At 59.8% G+C, this 20,195-nt stretch carries 15 protein-coding genes; 6 read left to right on the top strand and 9 right to left on the bottom strand.

Going from position 1 to position 20,195, the window contains the following annotated elements; translation table 11 throughout:
- Positions 1 to 3 precede the first annotated feature (3 nt).
- A complete protein-coding gene (locus Q0Z94_RS04690) occupies positions 4 to 1,176 on the bottom strand; it encodes a polynucleotide adenylyltransferase (RefSeq protein WP_298067864.1) in 1,173 nt (390 codons plus the stop codon).
- Here Q0Z94_RS04690 and Q0Z94_RS04695 point away from each other — a divergent pair.
- Positions 1,175 to 2,212 (top strand): biotin--acetyl-CoA-carboxylase ligase, encoded by a 1,038-nt coding sequence (locus Q0Z94_RS04695; protein ID WP_298067865.1) that lies wholly within the window; start codon positions 1,175 to 1,177, stop codon positions 2,210 to 2,212. The genes Q0Z94_RS04690 and Q0Z94_RS04695 overlap by 2 nt on opposite strands.
- Position 2,213: 1 nt before the next feature.
- Positions 2,214 to 5,915 carry a pyruvate carboxylase gene (locus Q0Z94_RS04700; RefSeq protein WP_298067866.1) on the top strand — a complete coding sequence of 1,234 codons (3,702 nt, stop codon included), beginning with the start codon at positions 2,214 to 2,216 and terminating at the stop codon, positions 5,913 to 5,915.
- A gap of 107 nt (positions 5,916 to 6,022) precedes the next feature.
- On the opposite strand, the gene Q0Z94_RS04705 is transcribed toward Q0Z94_RS04700, so the two are convergent.
- The 8 genes from Q0Z94_RS04705 to gdhA form a co-directional block, all read right to left on the bottom strand.
- Positions 6,023 to 6,712: a hypothetical protein gene (locus Q0Z94_RS04705; RefSeq protein ID WP_298067867.1), complete on the bottom strand. Its 690-nt coding sequence runs from the start codon at positions 6,710 to 6,712 to the stop codon at positions 6,023 to 6,025.
- Complete coding sequence (locus Q0Z94_RS04710; RefSeq protein WP_298067868.1) at positions 6,709 to 7,194, bottom strand: lipoprotein; 486 nt, start codon at positions 7,192 to 7,194, stop codon at positions 6,709 to 6,711. Before Q0Z94_RS04710 ends, Q0Z94_RS04705 begins: the two co-directional genes overlap by 4 nt.
- A gap of 87 nt (positions 7,195 to 7,281) precedes the next feature.
- Positions 7,282 to 9,972 (bottom strand): DNA mismatch repair protein MutS, encoded by a 2,691-nt coding sequence (mutS, locus tag Q0Z94_RS04715; protein WP_298067869.1) that lies wholly within the window; start codon positions 9,970 to 9,972, stop codon positions 7,282 to 7,284.
- 218 nt (positions 9,973 to 10,190) lie between these two features.
- Positions 10,191 to 10,547, bottom strand: a complete 357-nt coding sequence (locus Q0Z94_RS04720; protein WP_298067870.1) for a LapA family protein — start codon at positions 10,545 to 10,547, stop codon at positions 10,191 to 10,193.
- A gap of 41 nt (positions 10,548 to 10,588) precedes the next feature.
- Positions 10,589 to 11,089, bottom strand: a complete 501-nt coding sequence (locus Q0Z94_RS04725; RefSeq protein WP_298067871.1) for an HIT domain-containing protein — start codon at positions 11,087 to 11,089, stop codon at positions 10,589 to 10,591.
- A 247-nt stretch (positions 11,090 to 11,336) separates the two neighbouring features.
- Positions 11,337 to 11,975, bottom strand: a complete 639-nt coding sequence (locus tag Q0Z94_RS04730; RefSeq protein WP_298067872.1) for an outer membrane beta-barrel protein — start codon at positions 11,973 to 11,975, stop codon at positions 11,337 to 11,339.
- Between the two features lie 228 nt (positions 11,976 to 12,203).
- Positions 12,204 to 14,039 carry a glutamine--fructose-6-phosphate transaminase (isomerizing) gene (glmS, locus tag Q0Z94_RS04735; protein ID WP_298067873.1) on the bottom strand — a complete coding sequence of 612 codons (1,836 nt, stop codon included), beginning with the start codon at positions 14,037 to 14,039 and terminating at the stop codon, positions 12,204 to 12,206.
- 175 nt (positions 14,040 to 14,214) lie between these two features.
- On the bottom strand, positions 14,215 to 15,570 hold the full coding sequence (gene gdhA, locus Q0Z94_RS04740) for an NADP-specific glutamate dehydrogenase (protein ID WP_298067874.1): 1,356 nt from the start codon (positions 15,568 to 15,570) through the stop codon (positions 14,215 to 14,217).
- Positions 15,571 to 16,222: 652 nt separating this feature from the next.
- Between gdhA and larB the strand changes: the two genes are divergently transcribed.
- Genes larB through Q0Z94_RS04760 form a run of 4 tightly spaced genes read left to right on the top strand, consistent with a single transcriptional unit; the run spans position 16,223 to position 19,697 of the window.
- Positions 16,223 to 16,876, top strand: coding sequence for a nickel pincer cofactor biosynthesis protein LarB (gene larB / locus Q0Z94_RS04745; RefSeq protein WP_298067875.1), 654 nt, complete (start codon positions 16,223 to 16,225; stop codon positions 16,874 to 16,876).
- Positions 16,873 to 17,775, top strand: a complete 903-nt coding sequence (locus Q0Z94_RS04750) for a LarC family nickel insertion protein (RefSeq protein WP_298067876.1) — start codon at positions 16,873 to 16,875, stop codon at positions 17,773 to 17,775. The genes larB and Q0Z94_RS04750 overlap by 4 nt, the downstream gene beginning before the upstream one ends.
- Positions 17,702 to 18,808, top strand: coding sequence for a DUF362 domain-containing protein (locus tag Q0Z94_RS04755; protein ID WP_298067877.1), 1,107 nt, complete (start codon positions 17,702 to 17,704; stop codon positions 18,806 to 18,808). Before Q0Z94_RS04750 ends, Q0Z94_RS04755 begins: the two co-directional genes overlap by 74 nt.
- A gap of 16 nt (positions 18,809 to 18,824) precedes the next feature.
- Positions 18,825 to 19,697 carry a tRNA(Ile)-lysidine synthetase gene (locus Q0Z94_RS04760; protein ID WP_298067878.1) on the top strand — a complete coding sequence of 291 codons (873 nt, stop codon included), beginning with the start codon at positions 18,825 to 18,827 and terminating at the stop codon, positions 19,695 to 19,697.
- Positions 19,698 to 20,195 lie beyond the last annotated feature (498 nt).

Consider the following 20,195-nt stretch of genomic DNA (forward strand, 5'->3'; position numbering starts at 1 on the left):
AGACTAGCTCTCCTTTGAACGATTCGCCTTTTGATCCGATGCATCCTTGAGCTTTTCCGCACTGACGCCAGGAAAACTGCCAAGTGCATGGCATTGCAGAAGTCGCAGGTGCTGTCCGGAAAGCTCGCCTTTGTCCTGCCACTTTTTCGGGAGCCTGACACGGCTCATGACAATCCAGTCACGCCTGGCAGCTGGTTCCCAGTCTGTGCCGCCGTCCGCGCAGGCCAGCTTCCAAAACTCATGCCACAGCCCTGCCTTACCCAGGCTAACCAAAAGGTCGCGGCGTGTACCAACGCGAAGCGTACCGTAGATGCCTCCTTTCATGTGCAGTTCCGTGCCAGTCATCCCTGCACGGAGATAACGCTTCGGGACACCGATCCGTTCTCCAAGAACGCGTACGAGTTCCACTCCTCTGTGCTCGTGACCGTAGTGATGTGGCAGAAGCGCAGGCTCCGTAACCGTTTTGCCCAGGTCGTGACAGAGGGCCATCCATACCGTCAGCGGATTTCCGGCGCAGCGATCCATCACAGTCAGCGTGTGCTCGAAAAGCGAATCATCGTGCCACGGGCGTGGCCCCGCTGGAATATTCGGAGCCGGAACAATTTCGGAAAACCATGGTTGCAGCCCTCCGATACTCTGAAGCACCGTAAAAAACCGCGACGGCCTGGCCGCGGCCATCGCCTTCATGAGTTCCTGGCACACCCGTTCGCGGGGAAGCACGGCCAGGCGATCTCGGCGCTCGTTGCAAAAGCTGCGCAGCGCCTCAAGAGACTCGCCGTCCAGATCAAAATCGGGAAACATGGCCGCAAAACGCGCCGCACGGAAGACACGAAGCGGATCCTGCTCCAGGACTTCGGGTGAAGACAGGCGCAGGACTCCTGCACACAGGTCTTCAAGAAAACGAGGATGGCAGAACAGGCATCCGCGGGCATCGATGGCCGCAGCATTGACAGTAAGATCGCGGCGCAGCATGTCTTCTTCCAGGCTGCCCTGAAGCTCCGTACATTCCAGACCTCCGGCAAGCAGAACTTCCGGGCTGCCGCCCGTGTTGCGATAATGAGGAAAAACCTGTAAAAAAGCCTCACCACCACCCGCAAAAGAAACATCCAGATCCCTCACGGAATTTCCCAGCAAGAGATCACGCACCGCTCCGCCAACGACAAACCACTCTATCATGTCCGAATCCGCCGTTATCCGTTTTCTTTATCAGGGGCTGTCCTCTTCTGAAACCGTGGTCGCAGAGCCGTGGACTCTCCCAGAACTGGACGCCTCGCCGCTGTCACCCGAAGCCAGTGCGTCCGCATGGACACCCGGCGAACAAAACGGCGTGGTCTGGCTCGAAGAACATCCCATGCCGGGCCTGCCCGCTCCACTCTACGTCACCGGGGCTTGTTCCTCAACCCTTGACGTGGCGAGATTCCTCGGCGAACGTGACTGCCTCCCTGAATGGGGTTCGGTACTCTCCCTCCGGCAGACAGCCGGGCGCGGGCAGATGCGCCGAAACTGGGTCTCTCCCCCGGGCAATCTCTACGCTGCCCTGCGCCTCCCGCTGGAAGGGCCGTTCCTGACTTGTGCCGCTGCCCCCGCCATCGGCGCACTGCTGGCCGCAGCTCTGAACGCTCTCGGCTTTGCCGTGGCACTCAAATGGCCCAACGACCTCATGGACATTTCTGCGCCCGTCCCTCGCGGCAAAACTCCACGCAGAAACGACGCCCGCAAGGTAGGCGGCATTCTTCTGGAACAACGAGGAGACATACTCACTGCGGGCATCGGCATAAACGTGGCGAACTGCCCTCCCGAAACGGCGCTGCGGGACGGCGCGGCCTTCTGTGCAGGAACGCTTGCGCTTCGCGAAACGTCATGGCGCGAAACTTCGGACGCCCCCAGCCTTTCTTTGCCACAGACTGGAAATATTTTCACATTCTGGTTACAGCTTGCCGCTGCGCTTTTTTCTTGCTATGAAAAAAGGACAAGCCCTGATACATGGTGGCTGCCCCTTGCAGAGCGGCATCTGGCCTTCCGTGGCTGTCGTTTTGTCCTTTCCGACGCCATCCCGGAAAACGACGCCATATCCAGGTCTCCTTGTGAAGGCATAGTCGAAAGCATCACGCCTTCGGGCGCGCTTCTTTTAAAAACTGAACACGGATCCGAGAGCTTCCTTGGAGGTTCCCTGCTCCCTGCGAACGGGGATCTCCCTTCCAACCGGAGTTAACATGGCTGCAAAGACAATGGAACAGGTTCAGGCCGAGCTTGCGGGGAAACCCATCCTCGTAGCCAACCGCGGTATTCCCGCCCGGCGTATCTGCCGCGCCATACGCGAACGCTTCAACGGCATCGCCGTTATGACGGCTACGGATGTTGACAAGACGTCTCCCGCGGCCTCTTCCGCTCAGGAACTCATGCTTCTGGGCTCTGACCCCACAGCCTACCTCGACCTTGATCTCATCATCAGCAAGGCCAAGGCCCGCGGCATCGTGGGCATACATCCCGGCTGGGGATTCGCCTCTGAAGACGACAGCTTCCCCCGCAAATGCGCCGAGTCCGGCATCGTCTTCATTGGCTCAACCTGCGAATCCATGAACCGCCTGGGCAACAAGGTGCAGGCCCGCACCCTCGCCACGCAGCTTGGCATTCCGGTCGTGCCCGGTTCCGATGGCGCCGTGGATATTGAAGGCGCGCGCAAGATCATCAAGAATATCGGCCTGCCCGTCATGCTCAAGGCCGAAGGCGGCGGCGGCGGGCGAGGCATCTTCGTCATCCGCACCCTGCACGAACTGGAAGACGCCTTTGTAAAGGCCTCCACCATGGCCGAAGCATCTTTCGGCAACCCCCGCCTCTTTGTCGAGCGCTATCTGGAAAACGTGCGCCACATTGAGATTCAGGTCATCGCCGACATGTACGGCAACGTCTTCGCCTTTGATGAGCGCGACTGTACCGTGCAGCGCAACCATCAGAAACTCATTGAGATCACGCCTTCGCCCTGGCCGCGCATGACGAAGGAGCTGCGTGAAAAGCTCAAGGACTACGCCTGCCGGCTGGTCAAGGCCGTCAACTACTACTCTCTGGCCACGGTGGAATTTCTGGTCACGCCGGACGGCACCCCCTACATGATTGAGGTCAACACCCGCCTTCAGGTAGAGCACGGCATCACGGAAAGCCGCTACAGCATAGACCTTGTGGAGGCACAGATCGCCATCGCCTTCGGTGCGAAACTGCCGTTCACGGAAGAGAACACCGAGCCGCAGAACTGGGCCATGCAGGTACGCGTCAACTGCGAGGATCCTCAGAAGAACTTCGCTCCCAACTGCGGCCGCATCACCCGCTACGTCTCCCCCGGCGGTCCCGGCATCCGCATGGACTCCAACCTCTGCGCGGGCTACGACTTCCCCTCTAACTACGACTCGGCAGGTTCCCTGCTCATCGCTTTCGGGCGCAGCTGGGATCGTATCCTGGGCATCATGAAGCGCGCCCTGGAAGAATACACCATTTCGGGCATCAAGACGACGCTGCCTTTCTACAGACACATCCTCGACATCCCGCAGTTCCGAGCCGCAGAGTTCGACACTAACTTCGTGGCCAACACACCGGAGCTCTTCGACTATCAGGATCTGGCTCCCGAAGGCGAACGCCTGACCCATCTTGTGGCGGAGATCTCGGCCAAGGGCTATAACCCCTACGTCATGCTCGGAGAATACCGCAGTTCAGACACGCCCCGCATGCCCGAATTCTCGCCCGTGCTGCCGCGCATCTCCGGGGCTGATCTCTATGCGCCCAGCCCCTACCCGCATACGCGGGACGAACTCCTCGCCTTCCTGCGCGATTCCAAAGCCGTACACTTCACGGACACCACGACCCGCGACATGACGCAGTCCAACACGGGCAACCGCTTCCGTCTGGCGGAAGACGCGCTTGTCGGGCCGTATCTGGATTCCTGCAACTTCTTCTCTCTGGAGAACGGCGGCGGCGCCCACTTCCATGTGGCCATGATGGCCAACATGACCTATCCCTTCACCGAAGCGCAGGCATGGAACCGCTTCGCCCCAAAAACGCTCAAGCAGATACTGGTTCGCTCGACCAACGTGCTCGGCTACACGCCCCAGCCCCGCAATCTCATGAACATCACCGGCGAAATGATCTGCGACAACTATCAGATCATCCGCTGCTTCGACTTCCTCAACGACATGCGCAACATGCGTCCCATCGCGGAAGTCGTGCTCTCGCGCAAGGACGTTGTGTTTGAGCCGGCACTGTCCATCTCCGTGGCCGATGGTTTCGACGTGGATCACTATCTCGACGTCACTGCTGCAACCCTTGACATGGTCGGCAAACTTGCCGGCTGCACTCAGAAGGACGCTTCCCGGCTCATCATCCTGGGTCTGAAAGACATGGCCGGCATCTGCCCGCCTTCGTTCATCAGCCATCTGGTCGCGGCTCTGCGCAAGCGCTGGCCATCGCTGGTACTCCATTACCACCGGCACGCCACGGACGGGCTTTTCGTTCCTGCTGTGGGAGCGGCGGCCAAGGCGGGCGCGCAGATCGTAGATACCGGCCTCGGCGCAAGCGTACGTACCTACGGACAGGGTGATGTCCTGGCGACTGTGGCCTACATGGAAAACGAGCTGGGACTCAAGACCCTCGTCAACAAGGACATGATCGAACAGGCCAACTTCGTGCTCAAGCAGATCATGCCCTACTACGACCGCTACTGCACCCCCTACTTCCAGGGAACCGACTATACGGCCGTACGCCACTGTATGCCCGGCGGCGCGACTTCCTCCTCTCAGGAAGGCGCCATGAAGCAGGGCTACATCCAGCTTCTGCCCTATATGCTGCGTTTCCTGGCGGCCATCCGCAAAATTGTGCGCTATCATGACGTGACCCCAGGTTCCCAGATCACCTGGAACACCGCGTTTCTGGCCGTGACCAACGCCTTCAAGCGCGGCGGTGAAAAGGGTGTGCAACATCTGCTCAAGATTGCCGAAAAAGCGGCCGTCACCCCTGAAGAAGAAGTCGACGATGCACTCAGGGATCAGCGGCTGGAGATCTACCAGGACTGCAATGACGCCTTCCGCAATCTGCTCCTCGGCAAATTCGGACGTCTCCCCCTGGGCTTCCCGCCAGACTGGGTGTATGAAAGCGCCTTCGGCAGCGCTGAATACCGCTCCGCCCTCGCCAACAGGACGGAAGACTGCCCCCTTGACCACCTCAAGGACGTCAACGTGGAGACTGAGGCAAAAGCCTGCGCCGGCATCCTCAAACAGACGCCGAACGACGAAGAGCTGGTCATGTACCTGAACCACCCCGGTGACGCCGTCAAGACCATGAAATTCGTCAAAAGGTTCGGCGACCCCAACCGTCTGCCCCTGCATGTGTGGTTCGAAGGGCTGAGCCTGGGACAGGAACTCCAGTTCACGGATTCCAGCGGCAAGCCGCACAAAATGACCATACAGCGCATGACACCCGTCACGGACAGCGGCACGGTGGTGGTGCGCTACAACTATGACTCCATGGTGATGACCTGCGAAGTCAAGGTCTCCGAAGCGCACTTGCAGCACAGTGAAGTTCCCATGGCCGACCCGGACAACAAGTACCATGTGGCCGCGCCCTCCAACGGCGACCTGTGGGTGGTGTATGTGAAGCCCGGCAGCATTGTGAAGGCCGGAGACGAGATCTTCAACATCTCCATTATGAAACAGGAGAAAGCCGTCCTCGCCCCGGTGGACGGTGTGGTCAAGCGCGTACTCAAGGCTGCCGACTACCAGGCCACCCGCAAGATGGTTCCTGTGCGCGAAGGCGAACTCATCGTTGAACTTGCTCCCTGCCCCACGGTGTGCGCGAACCCCGAATGCGGCAAGCCCCTGCCCGCCGGCGCGGCAAACTTCTGCCCGTGGTGCGGACACAAAATCAAAAAGTAAACGCCCGCTCTGCGGACAGTATGAAAAGGCCGCCTCCTTCTTCGGGAGACGGCCTTTCTGGTATCAAACAGCAAACTGCCTCGCGGCAGTGTATTCGGGGCAGTGGCTCAAAACAGGGAAAGCGCGTAGAGCACCATATCCAGTACCGAAGTGTAGCGGGTGAAGTCATCGGGAATCTGAAAAATGGCATCTCCTGATTGCTCCGCCGTAATATTGTCCAACCAGGCGCTGGAGGCGTAAGTTTCTCTGGTCTCGTCCACCAAGACGCGCAGGGGAAGGGGAGCAAACGCCTCGTTTTCCCAGACTTCCATCGTCACGCGGCGCTGACTGCCCATGAGGGTGAACTGAAAGACACTGCGGCTCCTGTTCGCCGCGTACCCCTTCCAGCTCCCGCGGCTCAGGGGCGCACGCTCGACTTCTTCGGCGGACATCAATCCCATGCTCTGGGGCATCACCGCCGCCGAAACACTTTTGACAAGCTCTCGCCAGTCGCGGGCATCTCCGGACACAGGAATGTCCACATAGGCTTTGAGCACCAGGGAAAGAACCGAAAGCCGCTTTGCCTCTTCATCCAAAATAAAGGAAAATTCACCGGCCCTGCCGAGCTGAACGTCCAGACGGACATAGTGCCCGCTGGCCCTGACCGTTCCGCAGGGCTGCGGGCTTTGTTTCCCCTGCTGAGAGACGACGTCCGCCCGAAAGTCAGCGCGGACGGCGGCATGAGCGGCGTTCACGGGGGTGAGAATCCAGCAGAACAAAAGCAGGAAGCCCCCCCATACCGGCAGCAACCGTTTCATAACCGGCCCCCTTTGATATCAACCTTGTCCCTGCCGACCACCTGGATCTCGCTCACAGTCTCGGAAATTCCGGCGAAAACATTGCGCCCCACCAGCCGCCAGCGGTACGCACCGGCAGGATACGCAGGAGCAAAGACAAAACTGAAATTCTTCCCGAACAAATCCGCCCAGATGTCCCGGGAATCGAATCGTTGCTGTTCCTGAGCCAGGAAGGGACAGCCCAGGCACAATTCATCGTCGACCGGCTGGATCTCCAGGATCAGATAATCCAGATTTCGGGACGCACCCGAGATCTGCCCCTGAAAGGTCAGGACGCCGTCCACGGTCATTTCCGCCGAAAGCTCTTCAAAGCCAAAGGCTTCACTGCTGCTGTCCGGTATCGGATCGCCTTTGAGCCCACAGCCGGACAGTGCAAAACAGCCAACAAGCACCAGCAGCAATACGAGACGCCCAGCATAGACAAACAAGGATCCTTTCTTCATATATCCTCTCCGGTTCCGCTTTCAGGTGGAACCATCAGACATGGTGTTGCCCTTCTTCGACGAGATGTCAAGATGAATGGGGAAACGTCATTCGGACTTTGGTTCTCCCCACAGCATTTTCCAGTCGGCGAGAAGTTTCAGCGCAGACATGGGCGTCATGCTGTCAATGTCCACCGCGTTCAGAGCTTCCAGAATCGGCGCTTCCTTTGCAGGCGGAGGAGGCGGCGCAGGCTGCGTCTGCCGCGAAACAAGTTCCACTCCCGGCAGAACGGAAACCTCCATCTGAGCCGCACGGGTACGGCTGCGGGCCTTTTCAAGCTGACCGAGTATCTCCCGCGCCCGCTGTACCACCGAAGCGGGGACACCCGCAAGCCGCGCCACCTCAATGCCGTAACTGCGATCGGCGGGGCCGGGGATGAGGCGGCGCAGGAACACGATATCATCGTTCCATTCACGGATGGCAATGTTCATATTGTACACGCCGGGTATGCTGTTCGCCAGTGACGTGAGCTCATGGTAATGCGTGGCAAAAAGCGTGCGTATGCTGCCTCCGGCCCGTCGCGCAAGCTCCTCAACCACGGCCCAGGCCAGCGCCAGCCCGTCAAAGGTACTCGTGCCGCGGCCTATCTCGTCGAGTATGACCAGGCTGCGTTTTCCCGACTGACGCAGGATACGGGCCGTCTCCATCATTTCCACCATGAAGGTGCTCTGCCCCTGAGACAGATTGTCCGAGGCTCCCACTCGGGAAAAGATCCGATCCGTCAGGCCCAGTTCCGCGCTCAAGGCCGGAACAAAGGAACCCATCTGGGCCATGATGACGATGAGCGCCGTCTGGCGCAGCACCGTTGATTTTCCGGCCATGTTCGGACCGGTGATGAGGATGAGACGGCGCTTTTCATCCATGACAAGATCATTGGGAATGAACGAGGCCCGGCCGATCATGGACTCCACGACAGGGTGTCTTCCCTGCCGTATATCCAGCCCGCAGCCCTCGTTAATGACAGGCCGCGTCCAGCCGCCCCGGGCCGCTGCTTCCGCCAGCGACTGCCAGTAGTCCAGATGTGCGAGGACGTCGGCCATGAAAACCAGCCGCGGGCGCTCAGCCGCCACCTTTTCACGGAGCTGCTGATAAAGCCGGTATTCCAGGCTCTTGCGCTTTTCCGAGGCGGTGAGCAGTTTCTCTTCCAGCTCCTTGAGCTGCGGCGTGGTAAAACGGTCGCTGTTCGCCAGGCTCTGGCGGCGCTGAAAGTGCGCGGGGACAGTGCCAGTCTGCTGAGCGCGGGTCAGCTCGAAATAGTACCCGAAGACATGGTTGTAGCCCAGCTTCAGCTTGGGCATACTGTTCTTTTCCTGCTCCTCGCGGAGCAGTTCCTGAAGTCTGCTCTCTCCGTGTTCCACCAGATCCAGAAGCTCATCCAGTTCCGCATCGTATCCGGCACGAAAAAGCCCGCCGTCAGTGATCTGCACAGGGAGTTCATCGCACAGGGCGCGCTTCAGCAGCGCGGCGACATCGGCCATCATGTCCCAGCGCCGCACCAGCCGCTGAAGTCCGGCGGGCAGGTCGTCACCCCGGCGCTCTTCCACTGTGGCAAGCTGGCCCGCACGGGGCAGAAGCACGGCATCCAGCACTGCGGAGAGCGAACTCAAACTTTCCCGCAGAGCGGCAAAATCGTGCGGCGAACAGCGGTTCAGGGATATTCTCGTGGACAGGCGCTCCATGTCGTAGACCCGATCCAGCGCCGAGCGCAGCGCCTTTCTGCGGTCATCCCTGTCCTTCAGCAGGGCTACAACATCCTGCGTCATGCGTATGGAGTCCTGAAGGCGCCACGGGCAGCGCATACGCTCTTCGAGAAGCCGCCCTCCCATGGGTGTGCGCGTATGATCCATGACGGCCCACAGAGTGCCGGATCCGCGCTTGCCGTCCAGACGGCGAAAAAGCTCCAGATTGCGTTCCGTCACCTCGTCCAGAATGAGGTAACGCCCTTTTTCCAGAGGTTGAAACGCGCCGAGCTGAACCGGCGTCTGCATCTGCATCTGCCCGAGGTAGGCGACCAAAGCGCCGCAGGCCTGCATGAGTTCCGGGCTTTTTTCCAGCCCCAGGGCGGCGGCTTCCTGGACATGCTGCACGGCAAGCACCCGCGCCTCGGCCTGCTTCAGTTCAAAATGGCTGCGGAACGGCACTCGGACGGCCTGCATTTCCGGAAGCAGTGTCAGGGAAAGAGGCATTTCCCCCCTGTCCGGGATGAGAAGTTCTCTGGGAGCCATCTTCAAGGCCCACTGCTTCAGTTCCTCTTCCCTGGAGGACTGAAGACCGGTCCATGCTCCTGTAGACACGTCCAGCCAGGCAAAGCCGCCGGCCTTCCGCTCCTCATTCCAGAACAGTGCTCCAAGATAGGTATGAGCCTTGGCTTCCAGGTTGGCGTCTTCCAATGCCGTGCCGCTGGTAATCACGCGGGTCACCGCCCGCTTGACCAGCCCCTTGGCCTGCCTGGGATCTTCCATCTGATCGCAGATGGCCACCTTGTAGCCTTTTTCCACAAGCTGGCTCAGGTAGGCTTCGGCAGCATGCCACGGCACGCCGCACATGGGTACGCCGCCTTCATCCCTGCTGCGACTGGTAAGCGCAAGCTGAAGCTCCCGTGCAGCGACTTCGGCATCGTCGAAAAAAAGCTCGTAAAAATCCCCCATGCGGTAGAAAAGCAACGCATCGGGATATTCTTTCTTGATCTCCATGTACTGGCGGTACATGGGAGTCAGTTTCGACTGCGTTTCGCTCATGCTTCCCCAATACGGACACCGAGGGCGGGACACACCACGCCCGTCAGGCACAGTCCAGTTCCGTCCTTTCCGTCCTTGATGTTTCAATCCACAGCCCCCCATCCGCCGCCTGACTCCGCAACCGATGGATAGGGGTCTTACAGACTGCCCTCCCTGAGGGGAGGGCGCACGGAAAAAAGCGCACGACTCCGGAGAGTCATGCGCTTGGCAGAACGCTGTTACTCTGCTTTGGCGGCCTGTTCTGCGGCTTTCATGGCAGCTTCCAGCTTTTCCTTTTCCGCCGTCATCTTTTCAAGCTGCTTGCGAAGAGAGTGCTCGCGGCGGCGGGAGGCAGCAAGGCGGCTGGACAGAGACAAGCGATCCCACAGAAGCATGGCCAGAACCACAACGGCGCCCAAGGCGAAGCAGATGAGCAGGAGAGCGTAGCGCGGCAGCGGCATGGAGGTAAATTCCGGCATGAACATCGGGTCAAACTTCAGAACCACAGAATCAGAAAACGAGGGCTGATTCTGCACGAAAAGCATCATGACCAGGAAAAACAGCAGGATCAGCAGAAAGACTTTGATGTAACGCATGACGTCTCCTCTTGCAGCGGTGCCGTGCGAAGGGTAAAGGTTCAGGCAGATTGCTTTGCCAGATGTGCAAACACAGGCGCCAGACGACGACAGGTATCCTCCAGCGCTTCAGGAATGATGCGGACATCATCAAGAACGGCTATGAAGTTGGAATCGCCATTCCAGCGGGGAACCACATGCATATGCAAGTGCATACCGATACCGGCTCCAGCCGCTTCTCCAAGATTCAGCCCGACATTGATGCCCTGCGGGTGAAGCTCCCGACGCAGTACCCGGCAGGAAAGCCGGACCACTTCCATAAGCTCCGCAGCCTCCTCTTCGGAAAGCTCGGCGATATCGCCGACGTGCCGATAGGGGAGCACCATGAGATGCCCGGAAGCGTAGGGAAAGCGGTTGAGCATAACGAAGACGTGCCTGCCACGGTAGACGATAAGCTTCTCTTCGTCTTCCGCACGGTCTGCGGGAGGGCAGAGTACACAGCCGTCCCTGCTCTTGGGACCAAGAATGTACCGCATCCGCCACGGCGTCCACAGATTCTTCATAGCGCTTACTCCTCGGAGCAATCTAGCACACTCCTTCTTTCCCGGCAAGCACGGTTCCTGGCCGGGCGACCTTTCCCGAAGGCTGCCGGAAAACGGCGGCGCTGGGCAATCCCGCGCCATCTCTGCGGCGTTTGGAGCAGAGACCGAAAACACAGGCAGCGCAGCATCCCCTGGGGAGAGGTTCTCCGTGAAAACGAAAGACGCCTCCCGAAACACGGAAGGCGTCTTTCAGCAGACGGCGAAATTCCTAGAACGTCAGGCGTAATCCCAGGAAGAACTGATGCATCGCCAGGGATTCGGCCTTGAGATTGTATCCACTTACGCCGGTCTCGCCATCGCCGGTGAACAGATAACGGTAGCCAAAATCGGCAGAGATGTTCGATGTGAAGAAGTAGGAACAGCCCACGCCCACCTGCGCGGCAAGAGAATAATCCGTGTCGGAAGCGCTGTAATGCCCAGAGCCGTTATCCAGCGTACCCTTGGTATGGATGGCAGCGAGGCCGACGCCCGCGCCCACATAGGGCGTAAAGTCCATGATGTTGGCGATGTCCCAGTAGGCGTTGGCCATCAGCGTCTGGATCCTGGACTTGCCCGTGGCGCCGCTCACGCTCTTGCTCACACGGCTGTTATAGCCGTATTCCAGTTCCGCACGCAGAGGCAGTCCGTGCATGATGGAAAAATCGTAGCCCCCGGCAACGGAGAAGCCCGCAATGCCGCGGGTGCTGTCCGCGCTGCCCGAACCTGAGGGAGTGGAGAGCGACCAGTCCGTGTTCTGGAATCCGGCAACGAACTTGGGGACGATATAGATGCCCGTATCCCCGGCCTGAGACTGGCAGGGAAGCGCCATAAGCAACGCAAACAGGATGGCGGCAAAAAACTTCTTCATCTTTCTTCTCCTTGGCAACGATAAAAGACAGGCAAACATCAAAGACGCCCGGAAAGCCTCGTACCATTCTTTCTTCTGCATAGGACGCACACGCGATTTCTGTCAAGAGACGCGCCGCAGTTTTCCATCCCCAGCCGGTCCCATGTTCTATCCATCACTCTTTTCCTCCTGAAGGGAAGATGGCAAACCTCAAGGGAACGTTGATGAAAGCGGAGACAAAACGGCCCGTCACTCCACGGTAACGCTTTTGGCAAGGTTGCGCGGCTGATCCACGTCCTTGCCCAGATAGTCCGCCACATGGTAGCTGAAGAGCTGAAGGGCCGGAAGCGCAAGGAAGGAAGCCGCCACGGGGTGCGCCTCGGGCAGAACCCACATTTCCTCCACCTCCAGATCGGGAGCCTTGCCGTCCCGTTCCTGCACCAGCGCGATGACTCTGCCCTGCCGCGCCAGCACTTCCTGAATGTTGGACTTTACCTTGGGGAAAAGCGCGTTGTCCAGCGCCAGCGCAAAGGTAGGAAAGGCGGGATCGATGAGGGCGATGGGCCCGTGCTTCATCTCGCCGGAAGCGTAGCCCTCGGCGTGGATATAGGAAAGTTCCTTGAGCTTGAGCGCCCCTTCCAGCGCCAGTGCATAATATTGTCCGCGCCCCAGATAGAAGAAGCTCCGTGCCGAAGAGAAACGCACGGCCAGGGCTTCGGCCTTCTGCCGCATGGCGGGTAACGCTCCAGCCAGAAGCACGGGAAGCCCCATAATGGCTTCCAGCAACTCCGGATCCGCACAGGCCGGCTGGCGGCGCTGACCGTAATAGAGAGCGATGAGGGCAAGGAGCGTCATCTGGCTGCACATGGCCTTGGTGGAAGCCACGCTGATTTCAGGCCCGGCCTGGGTGTACAGCACCACGTCAGCCTCACGGGCGATGGAGGAGCCAAGCACGTTGCACAGTCCGATGACCTTGCAGCCCTTTTCCCGTGCCAGACGCAGCGCGGCCAGCGTGTCGGCGGTCTCGCCGGACTGACTGATAACCAGCACCATGTCCTGCGGCCGCAGAAGCGGATCGCGGTAGCGAAACTCCGACGCGATATCAAGATCCGTGGGGATGCCGCCTGTATGTTCAAGGAGCTGCCGCCCCCAGAGACCGGCGTTGTACGACGTGCCGCAGGCAACGATGTGCAGGCGTTCCGGCACGGGCAGGCCGTCCAGCTCGCGCAGGCAGACGCGGTGACCGGAAGCGCTCTCCGTGATTCGACCGCTGAGGCAGTCCTGGATGACGCGGGGCTGCTCCATGATTTCCTTCAGCATGAAGTGCCTGTAGCCGTCCTTGGCCGCAGCCTGCATATCCCACGGCACATGGCTGACGGTCTTTTCCACAGGCGAAAGATCGGCCAGGGAGAACACGCTCCAGCGACCGCCCTCGATACGGGCAATCTCGCCGTCTTCCAGAAAGACCACTTCGCGGGTATAGGGCAGGAAAGCCGGAATGTCGGACGCCACAAAGACTTCGCCCGTGCCTACGCCCATGAGCAACGGCGCGGCCATGCGTGCGGCATAGATGACGCCCAGTTCTTCAGGGGCCAGCATGACCACGGCGTAGGCTCCGTGCGCGCGGCGCAGTGCCCGGGCAAAGGCGTCGCCAAGATTGTCCGCCATCCTGCGCTCCTCGCCGATGAGATGGGCCAGAACTTCGGTATCCGTATCGGAAAGGAAGGTGTGCCCGCGGGCCAGAAGCTCGTCCTTGAGTTCCTGAAAATTCTCGATAATGCCGTTATGAATGATGGCGATGCCCCCGCCCTGGGACAGATGCGGGTGAGCGTTCCGTTCCACGGGAAGGCCGTGTGTGGCCCAGCGGGTATGGCCGATACCGGCCGTGGCCAGCATACAGGGAACCTTTTCCAGCTTCTCTTCCAGCGCGGCGAGCTTGCCCGCGGCCTTGACCACCTGAAGATGCGCTCCCTGTTCAAAGGCCACGCCCGCCGAGTCGTAGCCGCGATACTCCAGACGGTGCAGCCCCTCCAGAAGCAGGGGGACGGCGGGCCGATGTCCGCTGTAGCCAATGATGCCGCACATAGCAGGCCTCCTGTGGAAAAGATGCTTCCACTATACCTGGGGAACGGCGCAACGGCAAGCGCCGAACAACGTCCCGTGCCCAGACACGGACGGACACAGGCAGACCTGGAAGGCGCAAGAGAAAAGGCCGCCCGGATGCCGGACGGCCCTTCGTTCACATCAAAGCGGTCAGGAACTACATGACGCCCTGCTCGATCATGCTGTCGGCCACCTTGCGGAAGCCGGCGATGTTGCCGCCCATCACATAGTTGCCGGGCTGACCGAATTCTTCGGCGGTATCATGCGCGGCCTTGAAGATACCGGCCATGATGCCCTTGAGCTTGCCGTCCACCTCGTCGAAGGTCCAGGAGGTCATGCCGGCGTTCTGCTCCATTTCCAGCTGGCTGGTGGCCACGCCGCCGGCGTTGGCGCACTTGGCAGGCCCGTAGCAGATGCCCGCCTTCTGGAACGCGGCCGTGGCTTCCAGTGTGGAAGGCATGTTGGCGCCTTCGCTCACCAGGATGCAGCCCTTGGAGATGAGATTTTTGGCGTCTTCCACGGTAATCTCGTTCTGGGTGGCGCTGGGGAAGGCCAGATCCGTGCCGAAGTTCCAGACGGGATGCTGGTTGGCGGGATAGTCGGCCACGGGAATGTAGGTGGCGTCCTTGCAGAGTTCCGCGTAACGGGTCAGGGACGCGCGCTCCCGTTCCTTGACCTGCTGGAGCACTTCCAGATTGATGCCGGCGGGCTGATAGATGGAACCGCGGGAGTCGGACACGGTGACGGGCCTGGCGCCGAGCTGATAGAGCTTCTGCACGGTGTAGATGGCCACGTTGCCGGAACCGGAAACGGCGGCGGTCTTGCCCTCAATCTCCTTGCCCACGGCCTTCAGCATGTTCTCGGCGAAGTACACGTTGCCGAAGCCGGTGGCTTCGGTACGGGCGAGAGAGCCGCCCCACTTGAGGCCCTTGCCGGTGAGCACACCTTCAAACTTGCCCGTAAGACGCTTGTACTGACCAAAGAGATAGCCGATCTCACGGCCGCCCACACCGATGTCACCGGCGGGAACGTCTTCAAGCGCGCCAACGTAGCGCACGAGCTCGGTCATGAAGGCCTGACAGAAGCGCATGACTTCAGCCTCGGACTTGCCCTTGGGGTCGAAATCAGAACCGCCCTTGGCGCCGCCGATGGCCAGACCGGTGAGGCTGTTCTTGAAGATCTGCTCGAAACCGAGAAACTTGAGTATGCTCTGGTTCACGCTGGGATGGAAGCGCAGGCCGCCCTTGTACGGGCCGATGGCGGAATTGAACTGGATGCGGTAGCCCTTGTTCACCTGCACGCGGCCCTTGTCGTCGGTCCAGGCCACACGAAATTCCACGAGCCGTTCGGGGATCACGATGCGTTCAAGGATGGCGTTGTCCTGATACTTGGATTCCTTGTCGAAGAGAGGCCCCATGGACAGAAGCACCTCTTCCACGGCCTGAAGGAATTCCGGCTGATGGGGATTTTTGGCGCGCACGGATTCGACGACGCTCTGGACATAGCTGTTCATTCTCAAGCTCCTTAAAAAGTGACATGACGATTCAAAAAAACGATGCGGGAGATTTGACATTGAGGCGCATTGGCACAATTTTGTCAAAATCTTATGGTTTCACTCAAAAAACCTGTCCTGAACTACGCCCTTTTCCTGAGAGAATCAATCTTTTTTTGAGACAAAAATGCAATACGGCACTTTCCTTTTTTGCACTCCTTCAGAAAAGTACGGAAGGAATTTTTCCTAGAAAAAATTTTTACCATTATATTTCAATAAATTATAATAAATTTGCAACTTCGCAGTACAGTGCCACCCAAAGGCTGAATACTCACTTTTTTGTCAGAATTCATAATTTTTACAAAATTGTATAACACGGCTGTCCTCTCACGACCTTTCCCGAGGAATTTTTAAGAGTCCTGCCATTGATAACAGGCGGTCTCTCATGGTAGAAAAAAAGCAAGTGTTCCTGCCCACGCACCGTATCCTCAAATATGACCGAATCGGGCAAGTTTTTAGAGCGGATTATGTCTGGGACGGCTCGCACCGTTGTGCTATACTAACACGAAGCAATATTTCTCCCTTCCCCTCTTCCGGGTGCCGCCCCCAAGCTGAAGATCTTCCGCAGGAGGAAGCGGGAGGGGGCGGACGCTCAACCGGAGAAAAAAGAAACATGACATCAGGCGTTGTTTTCGACCACGACCGCAAAGCCCGGATCGGCCTGCCGGAGGCTGTGTTCTGCGAAGGCAAGGATTTTGAGTCCGTGCGTGGACTTCTGGAACGCTTCGGCAGGGGGTCAGGGCATCCCATACTTTTCACCCGTCTGCGCCCTGAAGTCTTCGAACGCATCCCCGAGGAGACGAAAGCGCTGTACAGCTACCACGCGCTTTCCGGCACCGCCTTCGGGGACGCATTGCCCGCCATGGAACGCGGGAGCGTGGCCGTTGTGTCCGCGGGAACTTCCGATGGCCGCGTGACCTGGGAAGCTGCGCGCACCCTGGAATATCTGGGCATACGCCACAAAGTGTTCGAGGACTGCGGTGCTGCGGGCCTGTGGCGGCTCACCCAAAGGCTGGAAGAAATCAACTCGTTCGACGTTATCATCGTTATCGCCGGAATGGACGCAGCGCTGGCGACCATACTCGGCGGACTCACGCCCAGACCGCTGTTCGGCGTCCCCACCTCCGTGGGCTACGGAGTTGCCGAAGGCGGGAAAACCGCGCTGGCGGCCATGCTGGCAAGCTGTGCGCCCGGCATCGGCATCCTGAACATCGACAACGGCTACGGCGCGGCCTGCGCCGCCGCGAGGGTAATACACCTCCTATGAACAACCTTCACACCCAAGAAAGGCACAACCAGGAAAATCACGGTCATGACGGGCACGGCGGCCGGCACACGCCGAACGTGCTCACCATACGCCTGTATTCCGGCTTGTCCGGCGATATGTTTCTGGCCGGACTGCTCCGCATGACAGGACTGAACGGCGATGAAATCCCCGCCATCATGCCCGAACTTTCCGGTGCCGTGAGCCTCGTGCGCAGGGAGATGGGCGGCATTGGCGGCTGGCACGCCGAAGTCTCCCTGCCTCACCAGCACGAACACAGAACGCTCGAGGTCATCGAGTCCCTCATCGCCCAAAGCGGCATGAAGGACGCGGCCAAACGTCTGGCCTGCGACACCTTCACACTGCTGGCCCGCGCCGAAGCGTCCGTCCACGGCAAGGCACCCGGCGAGATACACTTCCACGAAGTCGGCGCGCTGGACAGCATCCTCGACATCTGCCTGACGTGCGAGCTATTCACGCTTCTCGCGCCCGACCGCCTCGTGGTCAGCCCTCTGCCGCTTGCGGACGGCAGCGTCTCCTGCGCCCACGGCGTCCTGCCCGTGCCCGCTCCAGCCGTGCTCGAACTTCTGGAAGGTGTGCCCGTCCGGCCCTTTGCCGGAGAGGGGGAAACGGTCACGCCCACGGCGCTGGCGCTTCTGAAAAGCCTGGGCGCGGAGTTCGGCCCGTGGCCTTCCATGACCGTGACCCGCCGAGCCCTGGTCTACGGCACACGGGTCTTCCCCAACGCTCCCAACGGAGCGGCCTTTGCCTTCGGCCCTCAGTCCGACACTTTTGAACCATACCGCCAACCCCTGGAGGACTCTGACGATGAACGCTTCCAAAGTCTATTTCACCGACATGCGCTGCAAGGTGGGGACGAGCCTGCTGGACAAGCTCGATAAACTCATCCTTGCCGCTGGTATCGACCGCATTGATTTTGAAAACAAATTCGTGGCGATAAAGCTGCACTTCGGCGAGCCGGGCAACCTGTCCTTCCTGCGCCCGAACTTCGCCAAGGCCGTGGCCGACCGCGTGAAGGCCCTCGGCGGGAATCCCTTCCTCACCGACTGCAATACTCTGTATGTAGGACGGCGCAAGAACGCCCTGGAACACCTGACCGCCGCTCAGGAGAACGGCTTCTCCCCGGTCTCCACAGGCTGCCAGATCATCATCGGTGACGGACTCAAGGGCACGGACGATGTGGAAGTTCCCGTGCACGGCGGAAAAATACTCCAGACCGCCTTCATCGGCAGGGCCATCATGGACGCCGATATCTTCATCTCCCTGACCCACTTCAAGGGCCACGAACTCACCGGCTTCGGCGGCGCCATCAAGAATATCGGCATGGGCTGCGGAAGCCGTGCGGGGAAGCGGGCGATGCACTGCAACGGCAAGCCCAGCGTCGATGCAGAAAAATGCCGGGGCTGCCGCACCTGTACCCGCTTCTGCGCGCAGTCGGCCATCACGGTAACGGAGCGCAAGGCGCACATCGACCATGAAAAATGCGTGGGCTGCGGCCGCTGCATCGGCGTGTGCAACTTCAGCGCCATCTCCAGCGACATCGACGCCCAGAGCAACGATGTCAACCGCCGCATGGTGGAATACGCCAAAGCCGTTGTGGACGGACGCCCCCACTTCCACATCAGCATCATCAATCAGGTTTCGCCCTGCTGCGACTGCCACGGCGAAAACGACGCTCCCGTGATCCCGGATCTCGGTATGCTCGCTTCCTTTGACCCCGTGGCGCTGGATCATGCCTGCATTGACGCCGTGAACGCCGCTCCCGTCATCGCTTCCAGCATCCTCGGTCAGTGCGATCACTCGCAGCACGACCACTTCACCAGCATCCATCCCACAACGAACTGGCACAGCCAGCTTGAACACGCCGAAGCCGTCGGCCTCGGCAGCGCCGACTACGAACTCATCGTTGTGTAAATGCCCGGGCGGCGGTTTGCTTGCCGCCGCCCTTCTTCCCTCGCTCCGTATGCCGAAATCTTCACTGTTCCTGAACGAACCATTCCACAGGCTTGACGAAGCCCTGGCCCGCATTGCCCAAAACAGGCGCTTCGCTCTGGCCTTTTCCGGCGGCATGGACAGCCGCTTTCTCGCGTACGCGGCGCAGCTTCTGGGCTATGCGCCCGCGCTCCTGCATATCTGCGGGCCGCACATCCCCGAGGAAGAAACGCGGGAGGCAGAAGCCTGGGCCAAAGGCAGAAAACTGGAGCTTCAGCTCATCCCTCTGGATCCGCTCCGCATCCCGGAGGTGGCCTCCGGGCACGAAAGGCGCTGCTACTTCTGCAAAAAGGCGCTGTTTCAGCGGCTTGGGGAAGAAACAACGCTCCCTCTCTGTGATGGAACCAACCTTTCCGACCTCGAGGGGTACCGCCCGGGGCGTCAGGCCCTCAGAGAACTGGGCATAGCCTCGCCCCTGGCCGAAGCCCGGTTGGGCAAGGCCGACATCCACGATCTGGCGCTCCGCACCGCACTGGACCGCCCCCTGCAGAAACCCCGCCCCTGTCTGCTGACACGCTTTCCCTACGGCATGGGCGTAAGCCGCTCCCTGCTGCGCGATGTGGCTGGCGGTGAAGCGGCCATCCGCGAGACGTTTGCCGAAGCGGGACTCCCCTGCCCCGACTTCCGTCTGCGCCTCATGGACGAGGAACACGCCGTCCTGCACCTGAACTATCGGGACAGAGAGGCGCTGTCTCCGGCACTTTGCGAGGCTCTTGCCCGGGCCGTGGCGCAGGCCGCGCCCGCGCTCCCGCCCCTGAACATCGAAGCCGTGGACAAACTTTCCGGCTTTTTCGACAAGGCCCGCAAGTAAAGCCGGATATGCGAACGGCAGCCCTGCGACTGCGGACTGTGCGCTTTCCCTGCCTTGACGTTCCGCTTGCGCTAAGCTTCCCCTCCCCCCCCCATCCCGCCTAAATTTCGCTTTCTGCGCAAAACGCTCTTTTCGCGGCTGCTCTTTTCAGAAACGTGCGCCGGAAGATTTCAGGAAAAACAGTTCTGTCGAAAAAACTTGACCTCGGTCTGCGTTTCCTCATACCCTTCCCCCGCCATGCGGAAAAAGTGTGCGCTGCGTGGCCGCAAAACGTCAGGCAACAGCTCCTCGCGGCTCTCCCCTATGGCTCCCCGTGTCAGCTTCTCGAGGACTCCCCGTGGCGGTTCCCCTCTTTCGGAAGGGCGAGTGCGACCTTGCCTCTTGGAAACATCAGGCTGGGGTTTTCGCGGGCGGCGTCCCGAAAAAAATAAAAAAATTTGCACGAAATCTCAAAATTTAACGTTTTATTTACATTTCAATTATATTTTCTTATGATTT

It is taken from the genome of uncultured Mailhella sp., from assembly GCF_947631555.1.
In the GTDB taxonomy this organism is placed as follows: Bacteria; Desulfobacterota; Desulfovibrionia; order Desulfovibrionales; family Desulfovibrionaceae; genus Mailhella.

What these genes read in the sequence shown, in the direction of transcription:
- glmS (WP_298067873.1), bottom strand. Translation starts at nt 14,039, where the DNA reads ATGTGCGGCATCATTGGCTACAGCGGACATCGGCCCGCCGTCCCCCTG.
- Q0Z94_RS04755 (WP_298067877.1), top strand. Translation starts at nt 17,702, where the DNA reads ATGAACGCTTCCAAAGTCTATTTCACCGACATGCGCTGCAAGGTGGGG.
- Q0Z94_RS04730 (WP_298067872.1), bottom strand. Translation starts at nt 11,975, where the DNA reads ATGAAGAAGTTTTTTGCCGCCATCCTGTTTGCGTTGCTTATGGCGCTT.
- Q0Z94_RS04705 (WP_298067867.1), bottom strand. Translation starts at nt 6,712, where the DNA reads ATGAAACGGTTGCTGCCGGTATGGGGGGGCTTCCTGCTTTTGTTCTGC.
- gdhA (WP_298067874.1), bottom strand. Translation starts at nt 15,570, where the DNA reads ATGAACAGCTATGTCCAGAGCGTCGTCGAATCCGTGCGCGCCAAAAAT.
- larB (WP_298067875.1), top strand. Translation starts at nt 16,223, where the DNA reads ATGACATCAGGCGTTGTTTTCGACCACGACCGCAAAGCCCGGATCGGC.
- Q0Z94_RS04725 (WP_298067871.1), bottom strand. Translation starts at nt 11,089, where the DNA reads ATGAAGAATCTGTGGACGCCGTGGCGGATGCGGTACATTCTTGGTCCC.
- Q0Z94_RS04700 (WP_298067866.1), top strand. Translation starts at nt 2,214, where the DNA reads ATGGCTGCAAAGACAATGGAACAGGTTCAGGCCGAGCTTGCGGGGAAA.
- Q0Z94_RS04695 (WP_298067865.1), top strand. Translation starts at nt 1,175, where the DNA reads ATGTCCGAATCCGCCGTTATCCGTTTTCTTTATCAGGGGCTGTCCTCT.
- Q0Z94_RS04690 (WP_298067864.1), bottom strand. Translation starts at nt 1,176, where the DNA reads ATGATAGAGTGGTTTGTCGTTGGCGGAGCGGTGCGTGATCTCTTGCTG.
- mutS (WP_298067869.1), bottom strand. Translation starts at nt 9,972, where the DNA reads ATGAGCGAAACGCAGTCGAAACTGACTCCCATGTACCGCCAGTACATG.
- Q0Z94_RS04710 (WP_298067868.1), bottom strand. Translation starts at nt 7,194, where the DNA reads ATGAAGAAAGGATCCTTGTTTGTCTATGCTGGGCGTCTCGTATTGCTG.
- Q0Z94_RS04720 (WP_298067870.1), bottom strand. Translation starts at nt 10,547, where the DNA reads ATGCGTTACATCAAAGTCTTTCTGCTGATCCTGCTGTTTTTCCTGGTC.
- Q0Z94_RS04750 (WP_298067876.1), top strand. Translation starts at nt 16,873, where the DNA reads ATGAACAACCTTCACACCCAAGAAAGGCACAACCAGGAAAATCACGGT.